This window comes from Microcoleus vaginatus FACHB-2002, from assembly GCF_040004035.1.
GTDB classification, from domain to species: Bacteria; Cyanobacteriota; Cyanobacteriia; order Cyanobacteriales; family Microcoleaceae; genus Microcoleus; species Microcoleus vaginatus_C.
Map to the genome: position 1 here is coordinate 160,717 of NZ_JAMPLN010000007.1, position 26,022 is coordinate 186,738.

Here is a 26,022-nt window from a genome sequence, read left to right on the forward strand (position 1 = left end):
ATTAGGAGCTAGGAATTAATCCTTGATTTTAATTGAAAAGAGCGACTTTTTTAGATATCAAAGACTGCTTTCGCTCAAGCCCCCCCTGAATCTGTTGCAGCTTCTGCTGCGATAACTTCAAATCTAGCTCGTACTGTTCCCATGAATTAGATAGCTTTTTACGCTTAGCTCTCAGATCTAAGGCTGTTTGATAAAGTTGTAGATCTTGTCGGTTCATAGCTATTAGCTTATTCAGCAGCTTTTTGTCCTCCAATGCTTCTTTTAAATGCTCTAAATAATTAGGATACTTGTTTTGATTAAAAACCTCCATTTTAAAATCCGGCCAACCTAGCATCTGCTTCAGTTCGGCTAAATCATCTTGAAAAAATTCTTGAACACCAACAAAGTAAAAATCAGTTAAATCCACACCGCGACAATAGAAATTAGCTAAGGGATTTATGAAGTGTGTAGCCCTGAACTCTGCAAATTCCAACAGACTCATGTTGTTGTCAAGCATAGACTTATGTTCTTCACTGAACACAACACCTTTTTGGGACTGCGACTTCCAAAAAAAATAACCTGAAATGAATTGAATAATTGGATTTCTCAGCCAAATTATTCTTTTTGCCGATGAGAAGTGTTCCTGGTATTTTTCTGCCGGGAAATGACCATGAATCACCCTAGCTTGCGGTTGAGCCAACAATTTTACTAGAACTGTTTCTAAATTTTCCCCCTGATAGTCAGAAAAAAGTTGCGACTCACCGTAAATCTGTTTTAAAACTCTCCCAAACGTTCCTCCCGCTGTTTTGTGTACGTGGACGGAGATGATTTCTACTTGAGAATCCAAGGATAATTTATTCATGACAAAGTTATAAATTTGGCTGCGGTTTCTTGCTGCTGGACGGGTGTTTTATTAACTGGCAATAACAGTTCTAAGAGCAGTTATACTCCGCATCAGTTGTTTCCACTCCGCTGAGTTAGTCAGGGAGTAGGTATCAAATTCACAACCTTTCTCTGACGATAACTTCGCAAATCTTTCTAACCAGTTTACCACTGTTTCTGTGCGGGATAAAGGCGTAAATTTCAAAGATTGCTGCAAGCACTGAGCCACAGCAATCATATCACCTTTGCGGTAAGCATACCACGCATCCCACAACAAGAGTTGGTACTGCATCGGGATCGATCCCTCTGTCTGAGTGGCGACTAGATTTTGTTGAAACAGCCATCGCTCCAATACTGCCTGAGTCTGATCCAGTTGAGACACAGATTGTTCTAACACAACTTCAGTCTGATGCCGCTGAGATTGAGATTGTTCCAATACTGTCTGAGTCTCATGCAGTTGAGACTGGTATTGCACTAATACTATGTCAGTGTGGTGCAATTGAGACTGGTATTGACTTAATAGTGCCTGGGTCTGGTGCAGTTGAGATTGAGATTGTTCCCATTGCGCCTGAATCTCCTGCAGTTGAGACTGAGAATGTTCCAACACCGCCTGAGTCTCATCCAGTTGAGATTGAGATTGTTCCCATTGCGCCTGAATCTCCTGCAGTTGAGACTGAGATTGTTCCAACACTGCCTCAGTCTCATGCAGTTGTGACTGAGATTGTTCCCATAGCCCGTGAGTCTGATGCAGTTGTGACTGAGATTGTTCCAAAACCGCCTGAGTCTGATGCAGTTGTGACTGAGATTGTTCCAAAACCGCCTGAGTCTGATGCAGTTGTGACTGAGATTGTTCCAAAACCGCCTGAGTCTCATGCAGTTGGGATTGAGATTGTTCCAATTCTGCCTGAGTCTGATGCAGTTGTGACTGAGATTGTTCCAACAATGCCTGAGCCTCATGTAGTTGAGACTGAGATTGTTCCAACACTGCCTGAGTCTCATGTAGTTGAGACTGAGATTGTTCCAACACCGCCTCAGTCTCATGCAGTTGGGATTGAGATTGCATTAATATTAACTCAGTTTGATGCAGTTGAGACTGATAGTTTGATAAGAATCCCTGAAGTTTATAAACCTCAGATTGTAATTCTGAGCATCTGATATCCTTCAACTCTAAATTAGAATTTGCTTGGTGCAGTTGAGACTGGGATTGTTCTAATAAACCTTCAGCTTGGTGCAGTTGAGACTGGGATTGTTCTAACAAACCTTCAGCTTGGTGCAGTTGAGACTGATATTTTGACAACAATTCCTCAAGTTTATAAACCTCAGATTGTAATTCTGAGCATCTGATATCCTTCAACCCTAAATTAGAATTTGCTTGATTTAATTTAGCTTGTGTATCCTTTTCAAGGTCTATTAAAACATCATCCCTCTCGTCAATAAAAATTGAATTTAAGAGTTTTTGTGTATTATTTATTTCATCCGAACATACTGCCACAAAATAGATGGGTTCCTGTAAAGAACAAAATTCTCTTGTGAGTCCATCTTTTTTGCTTGTGTAAGCGCTAATAGTTGAGGGAAGATTATTGGGCAACAATGGAAAGACAAAAGATCCTATTGCTAGCCTCTGCCCATATAGCTTAACGTTTTTGAAGTAACGACTTAGTAAACTTACGAATTGATATTCGTAGGGTTCTTTTACATGAAATTGATTATTAGGATTAGCGGAGGCTGATTGGGGATTTTCGGAATAGGTCAAACGATTAGGGGCGGAAATCACTAAAACCCCTCCCGGCTTCAAGACTCGTTTAATTTCTCGCATCATTTCATCATGCTTGTCGTGATGCTCAAGGGTTTCAAAAGATGTTACTATATCAAGAGATTCACTAGAAAGAGGAATAGCATCGCAAGAGCCGACAACAAACTCTAAATTGGCAATATTTCCGTATTTATTCCGAGAAAAGTTGACACATTCTCTGTCAATATCTACACCGATAACCGAATTGGCAACTTTAGATAAATAAGCACTTCCATATCCCTCTCCCGATGCTATATCAAGAACTGATTTCCCTTGAGCCAACTCTAGTGCTAAAGCATAGCGATGTAAATGCTCATACCGGATACGACCCTGTACTGTAGGAACGTACCTTTCTCCTGTAAATCCCATTTCCATATATTTATATATCCTCCTCACGTTTAATTTATCATTGCATCCATTGATTTTACACCAACCAGAATACAATCTCTGTTGGTCTATCAAAGACTCAGATCGATCGCAGTATGTTCCCGCCAGTTTAGCCCCAAACAAGCAAACGCATGAGCTACAAAATCGCCTATATTATAACCTACCCTAGTGGCGAGCGCAATTTTGGGCCGCGACAGTGGGATAAAACCGTTAGCGTCCCGACTATACCAGATATCAAGCAAGCTACTTGACGATGTGTTGGCAAAATGATGTATTATAAACAAGCTGGTGCTGGAGTAAGCAGCCCCATTGAGTCTGACATAATGTGAGTCTGACATAATGTTTGATAGCAAAAAAGTAATTTAGCAAAAATGAACGAGCAAAAGGCTGTGACCGAATTCGACAAGGGCAATCAACTTCTGCAAGAAGGGAAACTAGAAGACGCGATCGCAGCTTACCGCCGTGCAAGTGAACTGAACCCTGATGCTGATTGGATTCATCATGCATTGGCCAATGCACTGCAACGACGCACTCAGTCTGATTTAGCTGAAGCGATCGCGGCTTACCACCACATGATAGAACTCAATCCAGACAACGTGGAGGGCTATCACAATCTTTTGCAGCTTCAACCAGATAACTGGGAAACCTGGTTGCAGTTGGCCCAAGCTTTAGTGAGACAGGAACAGATGGAAGACGCGATCGCGGCTTACCATCGTGCGATAGAACTCAACCCAAAATCTTTCTTGTCGCACCAGCAATTGGGGAAAGTTTTGGCAAACCAGGGGGATGTAGCCGGGGCGATCGCATCTTACCGCCGTGCGATTGAGATCGATCCAGAGTCAGTAGAGGTTCTAGAACATTTATGGGCTCAATTTAGCAGACAAAGACAGTGGGACCAAGCAGTAGACATCTACTGCCAAATCCTGGAAGCTAACCCAGAACTGGCATTAGCTCACTACCATTTAGGAGCAGCCTTCACTTATCTGTGCAGGTGGGAGGAAGCCGCAGCGAGTTACCAGCGGGCAATAGAGCTAAACTTGGAGTATTCCTTTTGGCCGCACCAACTGTTAGGATCTGCCCTAGTTAAACAGGGCAAGCTGAACGACGCAATCGCAGCTTACCAAAAAGCCTTAGAGATTCAACCAAATGGGGGGGGATATTTCGACCTAGGGATGCTCTTTTTACAGCAAAATTGTTTGGATGACGCCCTTTCCTGTTACCAAAAAGCTATAGAAGTGGAACCAAACCAGTCGCAAGCCTACTTGCGTTTACAGACACTAATTGTTGAAGCTTACCATCAGTTAGGCATCCACCAAGCCGAAAAAGATATGCTAGATGGTGCTGTGGCCTCTTTCGAGAAAGCCTCACAGGTTCAACCCATTCTGAGAAATGTCTGCGAGTATTTATGGAATGGATTGAATCAACAAGGTGTGCTGGATGAGAGAAGTCCTCATTGCCAAACAAAAATTAAAAGGGAAGATGCAGTTACGTATTTCAGGCATACTTCTAAATATAAACTGATAAATATGTGGGCTTTAACAGAAGCAGACAAAGCAATGATTGAATCTGCCGGGTTGTCGCTAGCCAATTTGAAATTAATTGGCCAAGATAACAAAGCTTTGGAAGAAATATATACTAATAGTTTTGCGGATAAGAAAAAAATTACTTTGGCTAAAAAAACGGCGAGAAAAATTAGAGGACATATCACAGAAATTGGTTACTGTCAGCAAAGTATGGTAGAAACTGGTTATATCTATTCACTCTGCCCTGCCACAGGAAAGATACTCATATCGGAGGAATCATTTGTTATTGACTATAATTTCGGTAATTGGTGGCCATCTCCAGTAAAAATTTATCGGTTTATCGGAAGTCAAATATTTTATTTAATTGTTGGTAACTGGATCGGTGCAAAGTTTGCTATTTATTTTCCTAAACAGGAGCTAATTATTAGGTTACATATTGTTGAGTCGTATATAAACATTGAAGAAATTATCAACAAGTTGAAGGGCTATACAGTCAGCTTTTGGAAGCAAGTCCAATCTTACATAAAAAGTAACAGCAAAAAAGAATCCGTGGCTGTTCTGGGTTTTTTTTCTAACATAGCACATTATACTTGGAACGATCTTACAGCTCTTCAATATTTACATGAGCAGGACAAGTTACAAAAAGTAGACAAATTTATAGTGGGTCCTTGGGAATATTTCAGTATTGGTGAGATTTTTCCTGAAATTCCCCCGGAGAAGATTATCCAGGTTTCTGATAGTGGGAATCTTTGTCAAACGATTTTAGAAAATAACTATTTCGCTTTTAGGGTGACTGACCTGTTTATCAACGAGGCATTGATAGGCAGAATGAGCCGTGCTGCCTTAAAAAAATGTTCTCAAGATCAAAGTTTTTGGGAAGAATTAGAAAAAGCAAAAAAACATTTTCCGTTGGTGTGTATCCAAATTCGTAGCCATGTTAGGATATGGCTATCTCAAGTAGAAGGGATAGCCAATATTATCAAAAACCTGCATTCAGATTTTCCTAATTTGGGAATTGTCTTTGATGGGTGGTCTCGAACCGAGACAAATAATCATAATGATGAGTATATGATTGAAAGGGAGAAAGGAATTATAGAACAAATTTTGGCGATTATACCTTCCAATATTGATACATACAATGCAATTGGTTGTAAGACCTATGAAAAAATAGCTTGGGCTAACGCTATAGATACATACATAGCACCAGCGGGGTCAGGACTTACTTTCTTAATATGGATTGCTAACAAGGTTGGGGTGGTACATGGAGACAGTAAATATTACCACAGCGATGTCAAACCTGACTTTTCGCCAGAGGTTCGCGAAAATTTGGCATCCATCGTATTTGTACCTAGGAACGAGAGTGCTGAGGAAGATAATACACCTGGTATCTATTGCAACTATGATTGTGATTGGGAAGCAATTTACAGTGAAGTTTTTCAGATAATAAAAAATTTACATGCTCGAAGAGGGTAACACTTAAAAAAATTGGCGTTGCTGAATTGAGATCTGATTCACCGAGATCGATACCCAGGGCAAAAGCCAACAACCCTTCGCCCTACCAAAATTATATCTGGAATCCGCAACGCCTAAAATTTATCTCTCCGACATTACTAGCTCTCTTGACAATCCTATCCAAAGATCGCCCCTACTAGGAGTACAGATTAGGGTTACAGTCCGCCATTTTAACTTTATACCCCTTGACTTTTCCACCAATTTATAGTTAAGTCCAAGCCACGATCCCAATTATATTTGGGGGAAAAACCTAATTCATTAGATAAACGAGTAACATCTGCAACTAATAAGGGAGGTTCCCCAGCCGATGTAGAAATAGCCCCTAGTTTAATTAGGTCAGTTCTTCCAAGTTTTTCAGCAATCTTGTAAACAATTTCTTTAACCATAACTGGTTGTCCAGAAGCTATATTCAACAAACCAGTAACATTATTTTCTAATAGTATAACAAACGCATCAGCTAAATCTTGGACATAAAAATAGTCCCGAAATTGATTGCCGTGTGAGCAAAGAGCCGACTCTCCACGCAAGAGAGAACATATTACTGAGGAAACCAAACGCTTTGGATGATCGTGAGAACCGTAGACATTAAAAATATACCCCCAAGCACTACTGAGTTGAGTCACTTCTGAATAGGTAATCAACATCTCTTGTAGAGCGTGTTTGCAGATTCCATAAGGATAATAGGGCTTTTTTGGAGTTACAGACTCGGAACAGTAACCGTAGCTCAAATCATATTCAAAGCCACTTCCCGCCATCACTACTCGCTCCCCCCCTTGTTCTCGGAACTGCTTTAACAATTCTAAGCTAGCCTGCACCCAAAGAAAGTTCTCTTCTGCCATCAAGCATTTTCCGGGTATGTTATACCAAGCAAAGTGCAGCAGGTGAGTTGGCTTCACAGCACGCACTAAATCTCTAACTTGAGTGGAGTCTAGTAAATTTACAATATGCCAAGTGCAATTAACACTTACATCTTGTGAATTTTGTAAACTCCTGGAGGTAACAGCATGAACCTCAAAATTTGACTCAGCTAGAGGTTTTAGAGCGTGTCTGCCTATGAAACCATTCGCACCTGTTACAAGCACTTTTTTCATGTTTAGAAGTCCGAAAAGATGAGTTCTCTATTAGCTGTCATCTGGTCACTGATAAACTTTGTCCAATTACAGGGGAAAAGCTAATTCTTCAAAGGGAGCGCTTAAATAGCGCTTATAGTTGTCGCGATCGACAATATGCAGACGCGGTAAGTCAAACACCAACTTTCCACCTTTTTCCAGATACTCAATCTCATCCTCAATCACTTCGCGGCGGAAATGCCAGATGAGAACGAATACATAGTCAGGTTGATTGCGCCGCAACTCTTCTTGGCTAATAATCGGAATGCGTGTACCGGGCGTAACCAGACCGTCTTTCTGAGGTTGCTTATCACAGATGGCAACTAAATCTTGCGGTGTAAGACCGCAATAATTCAGTACAATATTGCCCTTGGTTGATGCTCCATAGCCATAGACTTTTTTGCCTGCAGCGCGGGTTAAATCGAAAAAATTGCGCACTTCATCGCGATGTTGAAGGACGCGATTTCGGAAGCGATTGTAAGGAGCTATTGTGGTAAGTGGCTCTTCATAATCAACCAGCTTCTTGATATTTTGATGATTCGGGGTCAGCGTACTATCATTCCGTGCTGCAATGATGTCAAAACTGCCACCATTAATGTCATTTAAGCTGACATCCAGAATTTTGATGTTAGCCCGTTGGGCCATCCAAAAAATTTGGCGCAAACCCATATAAGTTATGTGTTCGTGACAAACTTGATCGTAGGTAAGATTAGTCAACATCGTAGGCATATACGACAATTCAAAACCCCATACCCCATCTTGGGCAAGTATTGAGTGAATTTGACGCATGAAGCCTACGGGATCTTCAAGGTCGTAAAACATCGCAATTGAAGTTATGATGCGACATTTACGATCTCCAATGATGCCACGAACGCGATCGGCGGAAAAGAAATCATAAATAACCTGAATATCGGGATCGAAATTATCAGCGAATTTTTCACTTGATGGATCCATCCCAACCCGAACCAGGTCTAGGTCTCGATACAAATTCAGCACCGTACCGTCATTGCAACCGATATCCAATACGACATCGCCATTCTTCGGCTGCACGATGTCTAGCAAGCGTTTAATCTTTGCTTCTAGGTGGCTACGCATCGTGCGACTGGTTGACGAACGGTAGCCGTAAGTTGTCCCGTACATTTCCGATACATTAGCGGTGTGCTTGAATTGCAGCATCCGACAAATATCACTTGAATCATCGCCATCACAGAGAACTAAATCGAGAGGAGAAATTGATGGGTTAGGGGAGTCTTGTTCTGGAAAAACACTGCTGAGGCATTGCTCGCCAAGACTTAAAACAGGGGTGAGATTTTCGTTGCCACAAATTCGACATTTAGTGATTTCTTTAATGGGGCTGGGGGAAGATTGAGTCATATGATTCTCCAAAGAGTCAGTATTCAAGCGGTAGAGCGATTTGGTTGATTCAGTTAATACTCTTGTCTGCGAATCAATAGCTTAGCATCATCAGTGCATCGTCATTGCCTCTAGTCTCACATTTGTTTAACTTGCAAAAATTCTCTGACATTGGTGAGCTGCTATTCAAAGCTAATGTCCACAGCAAAAACATAGTTACTATACATACGGCTGGCAACTATGATTCCCGTTCATCTAGTTTTGGAGATGTTTCTTTTGAAAAAAAACTAGCTCAGCAAGGGAAAGCTCTTCTATTTTTGCATAAGTAATGGCCATGTTTTGCTGTCACGATTGAGCAATTGCTCGTACCATTGAATAGTCTCCCGCAGACCTTCTTCAATAGAATACTTTGCTTGCCAATTCAGCAGGGTACGTGCTTTTTCTGCTGACAGATACTGATGTTTGATTTCATTCTTAGCCTGATTCAAAATAATTGGCTTTAAATGAGTTTTATCCATTACTTCCAAAATCTTACACACCATTTCTAAAACCGGGATTTGCAACTCATTACTGAAATTAAACGCTTCTCCCCATATTTCTCGCCTTTCCATCTGCTCTGCCAGGTGTAAATAGGCTAAAACCCCATCTCCTATATAGAAATAGTCTCGGATATAACTGCCATCGCTGCGGAGTACCACTGGCTTGCCACGCAAAGCTGACCTAATTGTATCCGGCACTATACGATTAAAGTTTAAGTCTCCACCACCGTAAAAGTTGCCACACCGGGTTATGCACACTGGCATCCCATAGCTGACAAAATAAGTCCGACAAATCAAATCAGCACAACTTTTAGAGACATCGTAGGGGTGTTCTCCTTGTAGTGGCGTTGTTTCGTCGTAAGGTAACACTGGCTGGTCTCCATAGGCTTTGTCACTAGATGCCACAACAATGCGACTGACACCCCCAACTTGGCGACAGGCTTCTAGCAGGTTCCAAGTCCCTTTAATATTTGTCTCGAAAGTATCTAGTGGATCTCGGTTGCCAATACCCACAATAGATTGAGCTGCCAAGTGAAATACTGTGTCTACTTCATACTCATTGATCGCTCGTTTTAGGGTTTGTAAATCTTGTACGCACCCGCGTACTACGTTAATCTGCTGATCCCAGTTTTCTGTGTAAAGTCTGGATTGCGGTACCCAGTCTCGGACTAATCCAGTTACCCTTGCCCCCCTCTGCACTAAATCAGCTACCAACCAGCTACCCAAAAGGCCGGTGCAGCCAGTTACTAACACAGATCGATCGCGCCAAAATTCACTCATTCCCACACCCTCCAAGGAGCCTCTCCATTATCCCAAAGTTCATTCAAATACTTATACTCGCGGTAAGTATCCATCGCAAAGAAGAAACCTTTGTGGCGGTACGCCATCAATTGTTCCTGGGCCGCTAACCGCTCTAGTGGCTCTCGCTCCAAAAAACAATCATCCCCGCTCAAATCCTCAAATATGCTGCGGTGAAGTACCAAAAATCCCGCACTAGCCCAGCCATCTATTTGAGGTTTTTCGGTGAATTCCAGAACTTTGCCTTGGTTGTCCACATCTAAAATACCATATCTCGATATCGGACGCACTGTACTAACAGTTGCTAGCTTACCGTGAGACTTATGAAAATCCAACAGCGCCCCAATATCGATATCAGCAACTCCATCACCGTAGGTCACCATAAAGGTATCCTCAGTAATGTATTTCTCCACACGTTTCACCCGCCCCCCAGTCATGGTGTCCGGATCCGTTTCAGCCAGCGTCACCTTAAAATCTTGCTCGCGATGTTCCTCGTGATAAGTAATGCAATTCTGGCGACCCAAGCAAATAGTGAAATCATTATTCATAGCTTCATAATTCAAGAAATACTCCTTAATCATGTTGCCGCGATAGCCCAAACACACAATAAAGTCCCGGAAACCGTAATGGGCATAGGTCTTCATAATATGCCAAATAATCGGCCGCCCGCCCACATCTACTAGGGGCTTGGGACGAAATTCTGTTTCTTCTCTGAGACGTGTCCCCAAACCGCCGGCTAATATAACTACTTGCATTGTTTCACATTTTGAAAAGGGTACACAACCGCTGATAATTCACAACAGGTATTTATTGCAAACAAAGAGCTATATTTTCTGAAAAAATCCTCACACCTTACCCATCCTCGCCTCTACCATCATCCGCACCACATCAGGCATCTTATACTTCGCCTCCCAGCCCAACTTTTGCTTCGCCTTACCCGGATTTCCCCTCCCAACTGCAATCTCCGTCGGTCTGTAAAGACTTGCATCGGTTACTAAATGTTCCTGCCAATCCAAACCCGCAGAAACAAACGCTGTCTGCACAAACTCCTCCAAAGGATAGCTTACACCCGTGGCAATTACATAATCGTCCGGTTCTTCCTGCTGCAACATCAAATACATCGCCTCCACATATTCCGGCGCCCAACCCCAGTCCCGCTGCACTGAAATATTTCCTAAATGCAATTTTTCAGAACTGCCTGCAGCAATTCGGCACACAACAGATACAATTTTTTGGGTGACGAACCTCTCTGGCCGCAGCGGCGACTCGTGATTGAACAGAATACCAGAACAGGCAAACAAATTGTACGCTTCCCGATAATTCGCTACTTCCCAAAATGCGGTTGCTTTCGCTACCGCGTAAGGACTTCTGGGGCGAAAAGGCGTATTTTCATCGGCTGGACTGCCTCGGGTATCCCCAAAACATTCGCTGGAACTGGCGTTGTAAAGTTTAATTTTTCCGCCAGTAAACCGAATTGCTTCTAAGAGATTCAATGTGCCTGTGGCAATGCTTTCGAGGGTTTCTACGGGTTGTTCAAAAGACAGACCGACGGAACTTTGACCTGCTAGATTGTACACCTCATCGGGTTCTATTTTAGCAAGCACTTGCAAAACGCTGCGAAAATCGTTGAGAGACATGGATTCTAGTTTTACTCTGTCTCGGATGCCCAAACGGGCCAGGTTTCCGAAACTAGACATTTGGGCGTCCCTGGAGGTGCCACAAACTTCATAACCTCGATCGAGCAAAAGTTTAGCTAAATAAGTTCCGTCTTGACCTGATACACCACAAATTAGCGCTTTTTTCATATCAGATTTTGTTGGCAAAACTACACCGTAGCTGTTGCTATTTTTCCAGTTGTTTAACTTTTATAGTGGGAATTTTTATTTTTTTAATCTTTGGGATTTTCCGAAAACTTACCACAGCAAGTTTAAGCGGTTACTACAAACAAACAACAAATTTATCATCAAGCAGACCCGAAAGCCCGATCGTAGTATTATGGCAAAAAGTTCGATAGCTGGGAGTAGCAGCTTACCAATATCGTAGGGACAGGGCAGTCCTGTGTCCCTACGATATTTCATCTTCTACTCGCCAACTATCAACTGCCAAAAGTCTCTACCGCTCGAAAACCGAAATAACCAGTCAGCTAGAAATCGACTCAAAAGTACAAAATATTAGCCTTTTTTACCTTCTGCCGAATGACTAAAGCCTTCTGCCTTCGGGTACTAGGCTTCCCAACGTTCGGCGACCAATTCAGCCAAGTCAACCACCCGCTGACTGTAGCCCCACTCATTGTCGTACCAAGCCAACAACTTCACCATGTCGCCATCCATCACCAGCGTCAAGCTGGAATCCAGAATCGAAGAAGCATCACTTCCGCGATAGTCGCATGAAACTAAAGGCAAATCGTTGTACTCCAAAATCCCTTTCATGGAGCCAGAGGCAGCTTCTTTGAAAACTTGATTTACTTGCTCGGTAAAAGTCTTTTTCTCTACCTGAGCCACAAAATCAACTACCGACACATTAGGAGTCGGGACGCGCATGGCGATACCATTTAACTTGCCCTTCAATTCCGGAATCACCAAAGCCACAGCTTGGGCTGCTCCGGTAGAAGTCGGCACAATATTCATTGCTGCCGCCCGGGCCCGCCGCAAATCGCGGTGGCTGGCATCCAGCAAGCGCTGGTCGCCAGTATAGCTGTGGGTAGTGGTCATCATGCCTTTGACGATGCCAAAATTTTCGTGCAGCACTTTCAGTACAGGAGCCAGACAGTTGGTAGTACAGCTAGCATTGCTGATGACTGTGTAGTCACTGTGCTTGTAGTTGTGGTGGTTGACTCCCATCACATAAGTGCCAACTTCAGAACCCTTGCCGGGAGCGGTAATTAGCACTTTTTTAGCGCCGGCAGTGATATGCTTCGATGCACCAGCTTGGTCAACGAAGACACCGGTCGATTCAATAATCAGATCAATACCCCAATCTTTCCAAGGCAAGTTTAGCGGGTTGCGATCGCTCACGCATTTAACTGTCTTGCCGTTGAGAGTAATGGAATTTTCATCCGCACTGATGTCCACATTCTTCAACGTTCCCATCATGGAATCGTATCTGAGCAAGTGAGCATTACTTCTGGGATCGGAAGTGTCATTAATAGCTACCAACTCTAGCTGGCTGTTTTCTCTGCCCAGCCAGCAGCGCGCAAAACTGCGCCCGATACGTCCAAAACCATTGATCGCGACTCGAATCACTTTAGTACCTCCTAATGATGGCAGCCCCTAGCTCAGGCTTAAATTTTGGAAAAATTTAAGAATTGACTTATGAGACAAGATCATATCGCAAAGGTTGATCCTTTATAACTTTTTGTGTCGATCAAAAAAGCTTGAACTTTTCTAGAAGGCTGAAATTGCAAGGCAGAAGGCATTAGGCTTTCTGCCGCTGGTTACTGGTAAAGCTGATGGGCTGCAATATAAGTCCCGACAACTTCCGGGACTAAGTAGCGGAGGTCGATCCTTTCGGCGCAGCAGCGGCGGATGTGGCTCGACGAAATCTCGATCGCAGGCATGGAAAGCACCTCCCACCGAATTTCCACGTCCAAAAGAGCCATTTGTTCGGCAACTCGCCGGCCAACAGCATCTGTCTGAACCTGCATCCTGTCCCCCCCGGAATCGAGGGGTTTTCCACCCGGACAATCTCCCCACTCGGACAGTCCCCCAATCTCCCCGCTTTCTGCTGCCACTCGATCTTCCTGACTCGGACGTGGGGCCACCAACCAGTCGCACAACCCGGCAATTTCGCCGCACCGGTGCCATTTGGGGAGAGTAAGGAGTGCGTCACTACCAATAATCCAGTACCAGCGATGATCGCCTGGATACAATTTTTGCAAATACAGCAGGGTGTCGATCGCAAAAGAACTGTCTCTGGGATTTGCCGACCGCGGCGAAATTACGAAGTCTGGGCGATCGGCGATCGCCAGAGCGAGCATTTCCCGTCGCTGCTCAAAACTTGCCAAATCCGGGCGCTCTTTGTGAGGAGGAGAGCGATCCGGTACCCAAATGACTCGATCGAGAGCAAATTGACTCGCAGCCGTCTCGGCTACCAACACGTGACCCCAGTGAACCGGATCAAAAGTCCCCCCCAAAATCGCTATTTTCGCCATATTTCCCCCAAATCAGGATTAATACAGGCATCGCGCCAATTTTATGTTGATACGCTTTTAACCATAAGCTCGTTTATTAGAAAACCCTCGGTTTTCATTGGCGACCAACCCCTGGACGACCCTAGTTTCGACGATCGTCCTGAACGCTGAAACCGGTTTTTTCAACCCCTTAATTCGTTCAAACCTTCAATAAAACTTAAAAAACCCGGTTCTGAGCGTCAGAGTGGGTGCGGGACTGGATGATTAACCTTGCCAATATTAATCCCAACTTGTTTTGAGTGCGCGATCGACCGCCTGAGCATTCGTTTGTGGGCGACAGAAAAAGTTTTGACGGTAGATATACTTATCGCAGTGGTAAAAATTTTAAGGGCTGTCAAGAGAGTCGATCGGCTTCTCGATCAAAACCAATGATTTGGTTTGATCTATGGCTTTGCGACTATTTCGACTAACTGGATAACTTGTATATATACAATAAAGTAAGAATATATACTATAGCTGCGATCGTGTCAATCTCTCACTTTCAAGAAAAAATGACCGTACGGGTAGATAAATGACTATAAAAGGAGCGAAAATTTGTTGTTCGTGGTAGTGTTTGTAAATCCTTATGGGTTTTACCCTCAATCTTGGTAGAAAGGTTGTGGGGCTTTTGCTGCCGTATCCCAGCACAGCAGGCGGATCGAAATAGAAAGAATGCAGGAGTATGCAACCACCCAAAATTAGTCTATTGACCCCGACCCCAGACCCTGTTTTCTGTTACCTGCAATTTTCGAGCTGTGACTGTTCCGGAAAACTACTCGGTACTAAGTCATATAGGATACAAGACAAACATCTCTACAAGTCCCGCAAATCTAGGGACGCGCAGAGAATTTTGTACAAAATCTCTAGCGAACTGTATCCTGAAAAAACAATTCTTGATATGATATCGCGTGTTATTGGCGTGGTGTGGTGTGTGAGGAGCAAAGATGCCGAGTTCTGTTGATTTTAGCGGTAGACCATTTCATTTCATCGGCATTGGTGGGATTGGGATGTCAGCCCTAGCCTACATTCTAGCTAAACGCAAGTTGCCTGTGTACGGCTCCGACATTAAATCGAGTCACATAACCGAGCGCTTGCAAGGAATGGGAGCTCATATTTTTTGGAGTCAAGACGCCAGCAATTTTGAACTATTTCAAACGGCCCTTAACGGTAGCAGTCCCGACTGCGGGCAACAGGAAAGGGCAGTATCCTCGATAGTCGCGGGTACGGTAGGGACTTCTGTCGCGACAGCCAAAGCTCTCCAATTGAACGGCAACGGTTCAAGCGCCCAAGCAAATCCGGGATTGCCTCAAGTAGTATGTTCGACGGCTATTCACCCAGCAAATGCCGAATATCGAGCTGCTTTAGATTTGGGCTGTCCGATTTTTCATCGATCGGATGTGTTGGCAGCATTAATTCAAGATTACCAAAGCATAGCCGTAGCCGGGACTCACGGCAAAACTACTACTAGCAGCTTAATCGGCTTCATGCTGATGGCTGCGGGTCTAGACCCGACCATCGTAGTAGGAGGCGAGGTAAATGCTTGGGAAGGCAATGCCCGTTTGGGGGAAGGCCCCTACTTAGTGGCCGAGGCTGATGAATCCGACGGTTCTCTCGTTAAGCTGGTAGCCAAAATTGGCATAGTGACGAATGTCGAACTGGATCATCCAGACCATTACGATACCCTTGACCAGGTAATAGACACATTTAAGGTGTTTGCCCAAAACTGTCAAACCTTGGTGGGCTGTATTGACGACCAAATCGTCAAAGACTGCCTTCAGCCTCATGTCAGTTATAGCTTGCAGCCAGACAGCGGTGCTGACTACACGGTTTCGGGCGTGGAGTACGGGGCCGAAAGCACCAAGGCTCGGATTTGGGAGCGAGGAACTTTCCTAGGGGAAATGGAGTTGAAGTTGCTGGGCACACACAATCTCAGCAATGCACTAGCTGCGGTAGCAGTGGGCCGATTGTTGGGGTTAGAGTTTTCGGCGATTGCCAAAGCGATTGCTGGCTTTGAAGGAGCTCGCCGCCGTTTTGAGGTGCGGGGTTTTCACAATGACATCCTGTTTGTGGACGACTACGCCCACCATCCTAGCGAAATTCGTGTCACCTTGGCGGCGGCTCGCTTGCGTATCGAAGGTAGCGAAAAAAATCCCAAATCCCGAAGAGTGGTTGCAATTTTTCAACCCCACCGTTACAGCCGAACTCTGACATTTTTGCCAGAATTTGCTCAATCTTTTGGGGATGCTGATTTGGTTGTGGCTTGCGATATTTATAGTGCTGGGGAACCGAATTTAGGAGAGATTAGCGGGCAGCAGGTTGCTGATTTGATTGCTAAAGAAGGCCGAGAGGTTGAGTTTGCGCCTTCCCTGGAGTCAGTCACTAAGTTTTTAACCCAAAATCTGCAACCGGGGGATTTGGCTCTGTTTTTGGGTGCTGGTAATCTGAATCAGATTATTCCAGAGGTTATGGCTTTTTATCAACAAGCCGATCGCCCGGATTAGCTCGATCGCCCGCCCCGAAGAGTCGAACGACAGCCAGGCCGGTGCAGGTTGTACCGACACTGCTGAAAGAGCAGCTCGCTCAAAGGGGCGACATAAGTTAGCTAAATGGATTTTCAACTACGTCTTCGAGCGAAGGTATTTTTAAGGATTTTCAAGATGGTGACTATCTCGAATGACTCCTCTGTTAAGGACAATCGGCGAGTGTATTCTCCTATTTCTTTGCGGGGAACTGATTGCAAGATTAACTCCCAAGTTCCGCTGGCGGGCCTGACTTCCTTCCGAGTCGGTGGCCCCGCCGAGTGGTACGTTGCTCCCCGCAGTATGGAGGCTTTGCAAGCGAGTTTTGCCTGGGCTGACTCTGAAGGGATGCCGGTGACTCTGCTGGGTGCAGGTTCTAATTTGTTGGTGAGCGATCGAGGTTTGTCCGGTTTGGTCGTCGGCACTCGCTACCTGAAACAGGTGAATTTTAATCCAGAAACAGGTCAAGTTACAGCGGGGGCGGGGGAGTCAATTCCCCGCCTCGCTTGGTTGGCCGCTAAACGGGGCTGGAAAGGTCTAGAATGGGCAGTCGGCATACCGGGTACGGTGGGAGGGGCTGTGGTGATGAATGCAGGCGCTCACAGAGGCTGTACTGCTGATATTCTAGTCAATGCCCGCGTCCTATCCCCTGGCGGCAAGGTGGAAATTCTGACTCCCCAAGAGTTGGAGTACCGCTACCGGACTTCGGTGCTGCAAGGGGGCGATCGGCTAGTAACAGAAGCGACTTTCCAGTTACAGCCGGGATTCGACCGATCGCAAGTAATGGCAGAAACTAATGACCATTTCAGCCAGCGGCGGACAACTCAACCTTACCACTTACCGAGCTGTGGCTCAGTCTTCCGCAACCCCGGCCCCAAGACGGCAGGTTGGTTCATCGAACAAGCGGGACTGAAGGGATATCAGATCGGTGGCGCACAAGTAGCTCAGCGCCATGCTAATTTTATTCTTAACTGCGGGTCGGCAACGGCCAATGATATTTTTCAAGTGATCCGCCACGTTCAACAGCAAGTCGAGCAGCGGTGGTCGCTGTTGTTGGAGCCAGAAGTTAGAATACTGGGAGAGTTTCCCTTCTAAGGCATCATTGAAGTAATACGGAAACGGCAGACTGCCAGCCCACACACCATCACAAAGTAGTTATGACAAAATCAGGACAAGGATTTGGCTTCGGCCTGGGAAAAATGAAAGAACTGACTGAAGCTTTCAAAAAAGCTCAGCAGGTTCAAGAAGGAGCTAAAAAGCTCCAAGAAGAGTTGGATGTCATGGAAATTGAGGGAACTGCCGGCGGCGGCTTGGTCAAGGTTTTTCTCAGCGGCAACCAAGAACCCCGTCGCGTGGAAATCTCACCGGATGCCCTCGGTGAAGGTGCTGATGTGGTTTCTGAACTCGTCACGGTGGCGATGCAGGATGCTTACGCTAAGTCTACGATGACGATGCGGGAGAAAATGGAAGAACTCACCGGTGGACTAAATCTGCCCGGTTTCGGTTAGTCATTAGTTATCAGTCAATTGTTGACGGTTGACGGTTGACGGTTGACGGTTGACGGTTGACTGATTAAACTTTCTGGAAAACCACTATAGTAAGGTGCGTCGCTGCTCCATGTTCGATGGAACTTGCAGATTGACTCTGAAAGCGACGCACCCTACAAATTAGCACTATTGGCGGTTGACTGACTAATAACTAATAACTAATAACTAATGATTAAATTATTGTTTGTCTGCCTCGGAAATATCTGCCGATCGCCCTCAGCAGAAAATATTATGAATCACTTAATTGAACAAGCTGGTTTGAGCGATCGCATTACCTGCGATTCTGCTGGAACTGCTAGCTATCACATTGGTAGTCCTCCTGACAGGCGGATGGCATTGGCGGCGAGGAAGCGAGACATTGAATTGTTAGGCGAAGCCCGCCAATTTACCAAGAAAGATTTTGAAAATTTTGATTTGATTCTGGCTATGGATCGGGAAAATTATCGCAATATTCTTGCCCTAGACCCGGCTGGAAAGTATAAAGATAAAGTGCGGCTGATGTGCGATTTTTGCCAGAAATACGACCTTAAAGAAGTGCCAGATCCTTACTACGGCGGCCCGGAGGGATTCGATCGAGTAATTGATTTGCTGCTGGACGCTTCCGAGGGTTTGTTGGAGTACGTTGTCAGTCAAGAAAAATTAACAGTTGGCGGCCAGCAATCAATTTAAATTAAAAAAGTGCCTTTTTCCGCCCGAATATTAGCAGTGCTGTAGGGGGGACAACGCTAACAAAACTCGTAACTAGGGAGATCACAGTTGTTCCCGAACCCGCTCCCAAAATGATACTGGGTGACAAAGAAAAAGTTAAACTTGTCAATACAAAATGTGGAGAATTGATACTCAAAGCAGCAATTGGCAGCAAAATAGATGGATACCAAGGCATGAGCCAAGGTGTAGCAAACAAAAACAAAGTCAGAGTCGTCCATCCAATATCTGATACCAAATTAATTTCCGAATCTTTTTTGCGGAATAATGATTTAATTAACGTCCCTGCATAGTAAACAATCCAGCTTAAATACGCAAAATATTTGAGGAATGATAAAATACTTTCCCTAGTTTCAACACTTACATTTGGCAAAAAATTCAGAAATAAATTGATCGCATGATGAAAAGATCGAGCGGTCGCCGCGCCGGTTCCTGGATTTAAAAGACTTCTCCAAGCTGAAACTGTTGGCATAAATGTATAAGTTATCACCGCGATAATTAATAAAGAAAGCAAGACTGATGCGGCTAAATCTCTCCACCGACGCTGCTTGCAGAGGAAAGCAAAAACTAAGGGGAACCAAATTATAGGTAATGTTTTTACTAGAAAACCCACCCAAATTGCTAAAATTGCCAAAACATAACGTTGGTAATAAATACATCCTATTAAAACAATCAATGTATTGGCAAGAAGAACGTCAAGGTGAGCATTAGCTATTTGCTCGTTCAATAGCATGGGATTGACTAAATATGCCATTGTTATGAGGTTACGGTTTTCAGAATTTGTTAGCAACCGCCAAATTAAGTAGCCATTGAGCGCGTGTACCAACACGCAGATTATTTTAAAAATATAAACGGCTAGTAAAGGACTAATTGGTACAGCAAGTGCTGATAGGACAAAAAAGAATAAAGAAACGGGGCCGTAGGTAGAAGTTTGCCCCCAGTGGAGGAAGGGAGATATGTTAGAAATTAAGGTATCCGGATTATTCAGATAAGGATTAATTTTATGTAAGCTCATCGCTCCGTAATGCAAGTACATATAAATGTCACTGCTTTGGGGATAAGCTATGAGCGCAAGTCCCAGAAAGGGGATTGCATACTTGCAAATGTCTAGAAAGCTGGAACTTGTCTGTTTTTTTTTAATTATCCATATAATATATGTAACTGTTGCTATCAAGTAGGAACCGTTAATTAGAACTCGGATGAGGCTGAAACCGCTGGTAGGGAAATCGTTATAGTTGTCTCCACCCTGTAAAACGCTGTAATACTTGGTGATTCCCATGAAGGTCATGGCCATACAGAAAATTATGGAAGCTGCTAATGCTGCTGCATATAGAATTTTCTGATTTTTTAAATAATTGTTGACCATGATGTTATTTATTCAGTGGGGTAACTAAGTGCAGGTAATTTTCTTGCCCAGAGCGTTGGCGGTTATCTGACTAAATGGTGTTCCATGGCAAAGCGAACGAGTTCTGCACGGTTGTTGCTTTCAGTTTTTCTGAACAAGCTGCTGACGTGCTTTTCGATCGTTCGAGGACTGAGGTGGAGTGTGGAGCCTATTTGAATATTAGAAAGACCTTCTGTCAGCAAATCTAGCACTTGTCGCTCTCGCTGAGTCAAAGTCGGAGCATTTTGGCTGGGAGATGCCCGTGAAGCGGAGCTATCCCGTAGGGAATCGCCTGTGTTTGACTTTTGAGTTAAAAAATCTGCTTCTGGCTTGTCATTGGCTCTGCTGCGTGCTTCTGTTGGCATTGGTTCGGGTTCCGGGGAACGAGAGGGGGCCTGAGCGATGAGAGCGTAGCGATCGAGTAAAGAGCGAATAACCGCCCCCAATTCCTGGAGTTCAAAAGGTTTAGCCAGATAATTGTCGCACCCCATCTGATAGCCGCGAATCCGTTCCTGTGTGCTCGTGCGTTCCGTCAAAAAAATCACCGGCAGCAAGCGGAAAGCGGGACGAGTCCGAACTCGCCGCACAAATTCGTAGCCATCCATTTCGGGCATTGTAATGTCGGTAACAATCAAGTGGGGCTGAAATTCCTCTACCAAGCCTAAAGCTTCTTTGCCATTCTCAGCAGGGATTACAGAGTATCCGGTAATTTCCAGATAATCGATAATCGACAAGCGAGTCGCGAAATCGTCGTCAGCAACCAGAATCGTCAAGGGCATGAGGGGAATTTAAAAATTAAACCTTAAAAATTAAAAGTGACTAATTTCACTTTTAATTTTTAATTCTACTGTTTAATTCTGTTTATAACTTGCTGTTAAAGTAGCTGGCTGGCCTAATTTTCCCTCCAAAGCTACGCCGCGCCCGTTGGCCGCCAAATGCCGCAGAGTTTTGTAAATTGTCTCGATTTGCTCTGGCTTTCCTGCTTGTTTGGCTATTTCTGAGACAGACAGAGGTTTTTCAGCGTCTTTGAGCACTTGCAGTACCCGTTGCTGCAAGTCCAATACAGCAGCGGCTGCTTTTTTGCCTGCTTCAACCCCTGGCTGGTGATAGGCATTGACATTCACCAAGGAACCGTAAAAACCTACGGCTCTCTCGTAGAGGGCGATTAATGCTCCTACTGTCCGAGGGTTGACTTGGGGAATTGTGACAGTAATGGAATCTCGGTGATTTTCGTACAAAGCTTGTCGAGTTCCCTGCAACAAACCAGACAAATAATCTCCCGAAGTGACACCGGTTTCTACTTCTGGGGAAATACCTTGCCTGTCTTGCAACACTTCGATAAATGTTAGGAAGAAATTGGGCACCCCGTCTCGCAGTTGCTGGACGTAGGCGTGTTGGTCGGTGCTGCCTTTGTTGCCGTAAACTGCGATTCCTTGATGAACCGTGTTGCCGTCTAAATCTTCCTGTTTGCCTATAGATTCCATGACTAATTGCTGCAAGTAGCGGCTGAACAATAGCAGTGAATCTTTATACGGCAAAACTACCATGTCTTTTTCGCCGCGTCCGTTGCAGGCAAAATACCAACTCATGGCTAAAAGGGCGGCGGGATTGTTTTTAATGTCGGGAATTCTGGTAGCTTCGTCCATGACTTTAGCGCCGTCGAGCATCGCCCGAATGTCGATGCCTTGCAAAGCTGCTGGCAAAAGTCCTACTGCTGAGAGTTCCGAAGTGCGTCCTCCCACCCAGTCGGCCATCGGGAAGCTGCCAATCCAGCCTTCGGATTTGGCTAATTTGTCTAGTTTGCTGTCTGTTCCAGTGATGGCAACTGCCTGTTTGGCGAAGTCTAGTTTTTGAGCGGCGAAGGCTTTTTGAACTTCGATCATGCCGTTGCGGGGTTCGGGGGTGCCGCCGGATTTGGAGATAGTAATTACTAGGGTGCTGGCGAGTTTGTCTTTGATTTTGTTAAGGATGCGATCGATCCCAGCCGGATCTGTGTTGTCGATAAAATGTATTGCTAGGGGCGGAATGTCTGGGGATAAAGCTTCGGCGACAAATTGGGGGCCTAGGGCGGAACCGCCGATGCCGATCGAAATTATGTCGGTAAATTGCGGAGCAAAGGGCGGTTTAATATCGCGGTTTTGAACTTTTTTGACAAATGCTTCGATTTGTGCTATCCCTTCGACTATTTCTTGTTTTAATTCTGGAGTGGGAGCTAAATCGGGGTTTCGCAGCCAGTAGTGGCCTACCATGCGGTTTTCATCGGGATTGGCGATCGCACCTGCTTCTAAAGCTGCCATGTCTTTGAAAGCTTTGTCAAATTTGGGCTTCAGTGCTGCTGCGAAAGCGTCGTCGAATCCCATGCGGCTGATATCGAGGTAAAGTCCCAATCCCTCGTGATAGTAAAGCCAGTCTTGATAGCGTTGCCAGAGTGCTGCGGCGTCCATAGGAATTCTCTACAATTTTTTTAATGTTCGATCGGCGTCGTCAGGAATCCACCAATTGTAGTTTAAAACGATCTGATGTACGGCATTTGCAGAATCCCAATAAATTTAAGCATTAATCGTCTGAAGGCAGCCGGAGCTGAAGGCAGGCAGAGCATTCGGCAGAATTAAACAATAAAAATATGACTTGGGCAACACTCTTAGTAGGTAGATCCCTCATTAATGGTCACACCCCATAGATAGATCGAAGCGACACAGAGATTTAACTGTGGTCGGGGTTGGCGTTTGGGCCATGATTTGACAATATTCAAATTCGCGCGATCGGGATGTGTAAAATAGGCATTGCGGTCAGGTTAAATATACTTTTAGCTTCCACTCAATAATCGGCTAAAAATATAATTAACAACTGTCAAGTATCGGAAGTGTAGTATAATATACAGATATTAGAATAAAAGTGCGATCGACTATGCTTGCTCTATCTCCCGAATTAAAAGAAAGGTTAGCAACTCCGCTCAAAATCGGCGATTTTGAAGTTAAAAGCCGCGTCCTGCAATCGCCCTTATCCGGCGTTACCGATTTGGTATTTCGCCGCCTGGTGCGCCGCTACGCACCGGATTCGATGATGTACACGGAAATGGTGAACGCTACGGGTTTGCACTACGTGAAGCAACTGCCGAGAATTATGGAAGTTGACCCGAACGAGCGTCCCATTAGCATTCAATTGTTTGACTGCCGGCCGGATTTCTTGGCAGAAGCGGCGCAGAAAGCAGTGGCAGAAGGAGCGGATACAGTTGATATTAATATGGGCTGTCCGGTTAACAAAATTACTAAAAACGGCGGCGGTTCTTCCCTGCTGCGAGATCCGGAAACGGCCGAGGCAATTGTGCGGGCTGTTGTGGAAGCAGTAGATGTTCCTGTCACGGTTAAAACTAGGATCGGTTGGACGGACAAAGAAATTAATATTTTGGAATTTGCGAAACGGATGGAAGATGCGGGAGCAAAAATGATTACCGTGCACGGCCGCACTCGATCGCAAGGTTACACCGGCCCGGCAAAATGGGAGTGGATTCGCCGAGTGAAAGAAGTTTTATCGATTCCAGTTATTGCTAACGGGGATATTTTTTCAGTGGAAGCAGCGATGCGATGTCTGGAAGAAACCGGCGCAGATGGAGTGATGTGTTCGCGGGGAACTTTGGGCTATCCTTTTTTGGTGGGAGAAGTTGATTATTTCTTGAAAACTGGTGAAGAAAAGATAGCTCCGACACCAATTGAACGGCTCGAATGTGCTAAGGAACATTTGCGGGCTTTGTGGGAATATAAAGGTGAAAGCGGTGTCTCCCAAGCGCGCAAGCACTTAACCTGGTATGCTAAGGGTTTCCCCGGTGCTGGGGAATTGCGGGGCGTGTTGGCTGTGGTAGAAACGGTTGAACAAGGTTGCGATTCGATCGATCGCGCGATCGAGCAATTGCCCGCATAAACCTTACCCGCAGAGGCCAACTAGGGATTACAGAAACAAAATTCACCTCTGCGGGCTAAGATTTAAGACACAGTTAAAAATTTGTGTGTGGGGGAAAGCATGGATTCCTTAAAAGGGCGAGATTTATTAAGTCTGGCAGATTTAAGCATTGACGAATTAAATTATTTACTGGATCTAGCAGCCAGTTTAAAATCGGGAATGGTCAAGCTGAAACGCAATAAAGTTCTCGGCTTGTTATTTTCTAAAGCTTCAACGCGAACGCGGGTAAGTTTTACGGTGGCAATGTATAAATTGGGAGGGCAAGTCATTGACCTCAATCCCAACGTTACACAAGTCAGCCGCGGCGAACCTTTGGTAGATACAGCAAGGGTTTTAGACAGATATTTAGACATTTTGGCGATTCGGACGTTCGAGCAAAAGGATTTAGCAACTTTTGCTAATTATGCGAAAATTCCTGTGATTAATGCGCTGACAGATGACGAACACCCATGTCAAGTGCTGGCGGATTTAATGACAGTAAAAGAGTGTTTTGGCAAGTTGGAAGGGGTGACTTTGACTTATTGTGGCGATGGCAATAATATGGCTAATTCGCTGATGTTGGGCTGTGCAATGACGGGAATGAATGTAAGAATTGCTTGCCCTCAAGATTTCCAGCCGAATGCGGAGATAGTGGAAAAAGCTAAGAATATCGCTAATGGAAAAACAGAAGTTACTGTGACGGCGGACGCAGAAGCTGCTGTGAAGAATGCTCAAGTGATTTATACTGATGTTTGGGCGAGTATGGGACAGGAAGAGGAAGCAAAAATTAGGATTCCTTTGTTTGAGCCATATCAGGTAAATGAACAATTGCTGAAGTTAGCAGATAAGAATGCAATTGTATTGCACTGTTTGCCCGCACACCGGGATGAAGAGATTACCGATGCAGTGATTGAAGGCAGTCAATCGCGCGTTTGGGATCAGGCAGAAAATCGGATGCACGCTCAGCAAGCTTTGCTCGCAAGCATTCTGGAAAGCGATTAGGAATTAGCTAAAAATTAGTCGGTCGGGGGATCGAATCGACCTGATCGCTACTTTTTGCAGACCGCTTCCGTTATCATTTCATTTGAACCAGGATTATTTGCAACCAGCCTGTAATTATCCGTTTCAACCATTATTAATTGCAATCTCTTAAGTAAAAGAAATGAATCACATCACTCCGACAGACTTACTCGAAAATCTCAAATGGCGATATGCCACCAAACAGTTCGATCCAGCCAAAACAATTGCTCCAGAAATCTGGACAGCTTTAGAAGATGCGTTAGTGTTAACACCATCTTCTTATGGGCTTCAACCTTGGAAATTTCTGATTATCACCAGCTCGGAACTTAAAGAACAGCTCAAGCCCCTCTCCTGGAATCAGTCACAGGTTACTGATTGCTCTCATTATGTCGTGTTCGCGATTAAAAAGAATCTCACTGCCGAGGATGTCGATCGCTTTATGGCTCGCACTGTCGAGCTGCGGGGCGGGACTGTAGAGGCAATGGCAGGATATCGGAGTCTAATCATCAGTGACTTGGTTGATGGTGGCCGCAGTTTTAATATCAATGACTGGTCAACGCGCCAAACTTATATTGCACTGGGCAACTTTATGACCAGTGCTGCATTGCTTGGTGTTGACACCTGTCCAATGGAAGGAATTGAACCTGTCAATTACGATCGCGTGTTGGGTCTTTCTGCAAAAGGCTTTACTACCGTCGTAGCTTGTGCGGCTGGCTATCGCTCTGAAGCAGATAAGTATGCTTCACTCGCAAAAGTAAGATTCCCTAAGTCAGAAATCTTAGAAACTTTATAGAACCCATTTGGTATCTTCTTGAGCCAAGTATATGGTTTTGAGGGGATCGTTTTACCAGAGGATTTAATACCAGCGT

General features: G+C 44.7%; 21 protein-coding genes. 9 read left to right on the plus strand and 12 right to left on the minus strand.

Features of this window, described 5'->3' with window-relative positions:
* Positions 1–28 precede the first annotated feature (28 nt).
* Both NDI35_RS08895 and NDI35_RS08900 read right to left on the minus strand, forming a co-directional pair.
* Positions 29–841, minus strand: a complete 813-nt coding sequence (locus NDI35_RS08895; RefSeq protein ID WP_445312412.1) for a sulfotransferase family 2 domain-containing protein — start codon at positions 839–841, stop codon at positions 29–31.
* 51 nt (positions 842–892) lie between these two features.
* Positions 893–3,028: a class I SAM-dependent methyltransferase gene (locus tag NDI35_RS08900; RefSeq protein ID WP_445312413.1), complete on the minus strand. Its 2,136-nt coding sequence runs from the start codon at positions 3,026–3,028 to the stop codon at positions 893–895.
* A gap of 383 nt (positions 3,029–3,411) precedes the next feature.
* Here NDI35_RS08900 and NDI35_RS08905 point away from each other — a divergent pair, with 383 nt between their 5' ends.
* The gene (locus tag NDI35_RS08905) at positions 3,412–6,036 is read left to right on the plus strand and encodes a tetratricopeptide repeat protein (RefSeq protein WP_445312414.1); all 2,625 of its coding nucleotides are present in this window, start codon (positions 3,412–3,414) and stop codon (positions 6,034–6,036) included.
* 215 nt (positions 6,037–6,251) lie between these two features.
* Here the strand turns inward: NDI35_RS08905 and NDI35_RS08910 are convergent, their stop codons facing one another.
* The 7 genes from NDI35_RS08910 to nadD form a co-directional block, all read right to left on the minus strand.
* Positions 6,252–7,166 (minus strand): NAD-dependent epimerase/dehydratase family protein, encoded by a 915-nt coding sequence (locus NDI35_RS08910; RefSeq protein WP_445312415.1) that lies wholly within the window; start codon positions 7,164–7,166, stop codon positions 6,252–6,254.
* Between the two features lie 66 nt (positions 7,167–7,232).
* Positions 7,233–8,558: a class I SAM-dependent methyltransferase gene (locus tag NDI35_RS08915; protein ID WP_445312416.1), complete on the minus strand. Its 1,326-nt coding sequence runs from the start codon at positions 8,556–8,558 to the stop codon at positions 7,233–7,235.
* A 290-nt stretch (positions 8,559–8,848) separates the two neighbouring features.
* Positions 8,849–9,856 (minus strand): GDP-mannose 4,6-dehydratase, encoded by a 1,008-nt coding sequence (locus NDI35_RS08920; protein WP_445312417.1) that lies wholly within the window; start codon positions 9,854–9,856, stop codon positions 8,849–8,851.
* Positions 9,853–10,629, minus strand: coding sequence for a glucose-1-phosphate cytidylyltransferase (gene rfbF / locus NDI35_RS08925; RefSeq protein ID WP_445312418.1), 777 nt, complete (start codon positions 10,627–10,629; stop codon positions 9,853–9,855). Before rfbF ends, NDI35_RS08920 begins: the two co-directional genes overlap by 4 nt.
* Before the next feature lie 90 nt (positions 10,630–10,719).
* Positions 10,720–11,679 carry a GDP-mannose 4,6-dehydratase gene (locus tag NDI35_RS08930; RefSeq protein WP_445312419.1) on the minus strand — a complete coding sequence of 320 codons (960 nt, stop codon included), beginning with the start codon at positions 11,677–11,679 and terminating at the stop codon, positions 10,720–10,722.
* Between the two features lie 417 nt (positions 11,680–12,096).
* Positions 12,097–13,116, minus strand: a complete 1,020-nt coding sequence (locus NDI35_RS08935) for a type I glyceraldehyde-3-phosphate dehydrogenase (protein WP_190656404.1) — start codon at positions 13,114–13,116, stop codon at positions 12,097–12,099.
* 191 nt (positions 13,117–13,307) lie between these two features.
* The gene (nadD, locus tag NDI35_RS08940) at positions 13,308–14,024 is read right to left on the minus strand and encodes a nicotinate (nicotinamide) nucleotide adenylyltransferase (RefSeq protein ID WP_445312420.1); all 717 of its coding nucleotides are present in this window, start codon (positions 14,022–14,024) and stop codon (positions 13,308–13,310) included.
* A 249-nt stretch (positions 14,025–14,273) separates the two neighbouring features.
* Between nadD and NDI35_RS08945 the strand changes: the two genes are divergently transcribed.
* From NDI35_RS08945 to NDI35_RS08965, 5 genes are all read left to right on the plus strand, one after another.
* Positions 14,274–14,435, plus strand: a complete 162-nt coding sequence (locus NDI35_RS08945) for a hypothetical protein (RefSeq protein ID WP_445312421.1) — start codon at positions 14,274–14,276, stop codon at positions 14,433–14,435.
* A 551-nt stretch (positions 14,436–14,986) separates the two neighbouring features.
* Positions 14,987–16,543 carry a UDP-N-acetylmuramate--L-alanine ligase gene (gene murC, locus NDI35_RS08950; RefSeq protein ID WP_445312422.1) on the plus strand — a complete coding sequence of 519 codons (1,557 nt, stop codon included), beginning with the start codon at positions 14,987–14,989 and terminating at the stop codon, positions 16,541–16,543.
* Between the two features lie 156 nt (positions 16,544–16,699).
* Positions 16,700–17,656 (plus strand): UDP-N-acetylmuramate dehydrogenase, encoded by a 957-nt coding sequence (gene murB / locus NDI35_RS08955; RefSeq protein ID WP_445312423.1) that lies wholly within the window; start codon positions 16,700–16,702, stop codon positions 17,654–17,656.
* Between the two features lie 62 nt (positions 17,657–17,718).
* Positions 17,719–18,069 (plus strand): YbaB/EbfC family nucleoid-associated protein, encoded by a 351-nt coding sequence (locus NDI35_RS08960; RefSeq protein ID WP_006634273.1) that lies wholly within the window; start codon positions 17,719–17,721, stop codon positions 18,067–18,069.
* A gap of 207 nt (positions 18,070–18,276) precedes the next feature.
* Positions 18,277–18,777 (plus strand): low molecular weight protein-tyrosine-phosphatase, encoded by a 501-nt coding sequence (locus NDI35_RS08965; protein WP_445312424.1) that lies wholly within the window; start codon positions 18,277–18,279, stop codon positions 18,775–18,777.
* 1 nt (position 18,778) lies between these two features.
* On the opposite strand, the gene NDI35_RS08970 is transcribed toward NDI35_RS08965, so the two are convergent.
* The 3 genes from NDI35_RS08970 to NDI35_RS08980 form a co-directional block, all read right to left on the minus strand.
* Positions 18,779–20,179 (minus strand): MptA/MptB family glycosyltransferase, encoded by a 1,401-nt coding sequence (locus NDI35_RS08970; RefSeq protein WP_445312425.1) that lies wholly within the window; start codon positions 20,177–20,179, stop codon positions 18,779–18,781.
* Positions 20,180–20,241: 62 nt separating this feature from the next.
* Entirely contained in the window at positions 20,242–20,976 is a 735-nt protein-coding gene (locus NDI35_RS08975; RefSeq protein ID WP_445312426.1) for a response regulator transcription factor, read from the minus strand.
* 72 nt (positions 20,977–21,048) lie between these two features.
* On the minus strand, positions 21,049–22,641 hold the full coding sequence (locus NDI35_RS08980) for a glucose-6-phosphate isomerase (RefSeq protein ID WP_445312427.1): 1,593 nt from the start codon (positions 22,639–22,641) through the stop codon (positions 21,049–21,051).
* A 463-nt stretch (positions 22,642–23,104) separates the two neighbouring features.
* On the opposite strand from NDI35_RS08980, the gene dusB reads away from it, so the two are divergent.
* From dusB to NDI35_RS08995, 3 genes are all read left to right on the plus strand, one after another.
* Complete coding sequence (dusB, locus tag NDI35_RS08985) at positions 23,105–24,115, plus strand: tRNA dihydrouridine synthase DusB (protein ID WP_190739042.1); 1,011 nt, start codon at positions 23,105–23,107, stop codon at positions 24,113–24,115.
* A gap of 99 nt (positions 24,116–24,214) precedes the next feature.
* Positions 24,215–25,135, plus strand: coding sequence for an ornithine carbamoyltransferase (argF, locus tag NDI35_RS08990; protein ID WP_445312428.1), 921 nt, complete (start codon positions 24,215–24,217; stop codon positions 25,133–25,135).
* 160 nt (positions 25,136–25,295) lie between these two features.
* Positions 25,296–25,946: an NAD(P)H-dependent oxidoreductase gene (locus NDI35_RS08995; RefSeq protein ID WP_445312429.1), complete on the plus strand. Its 651-nt coding sequence runs from the start codon at positions 25,296–25,298 to the stop codon at positions 25,944–25,946.
* Positions 25,947–26,022: the final 76 nt, after the last annotated feature.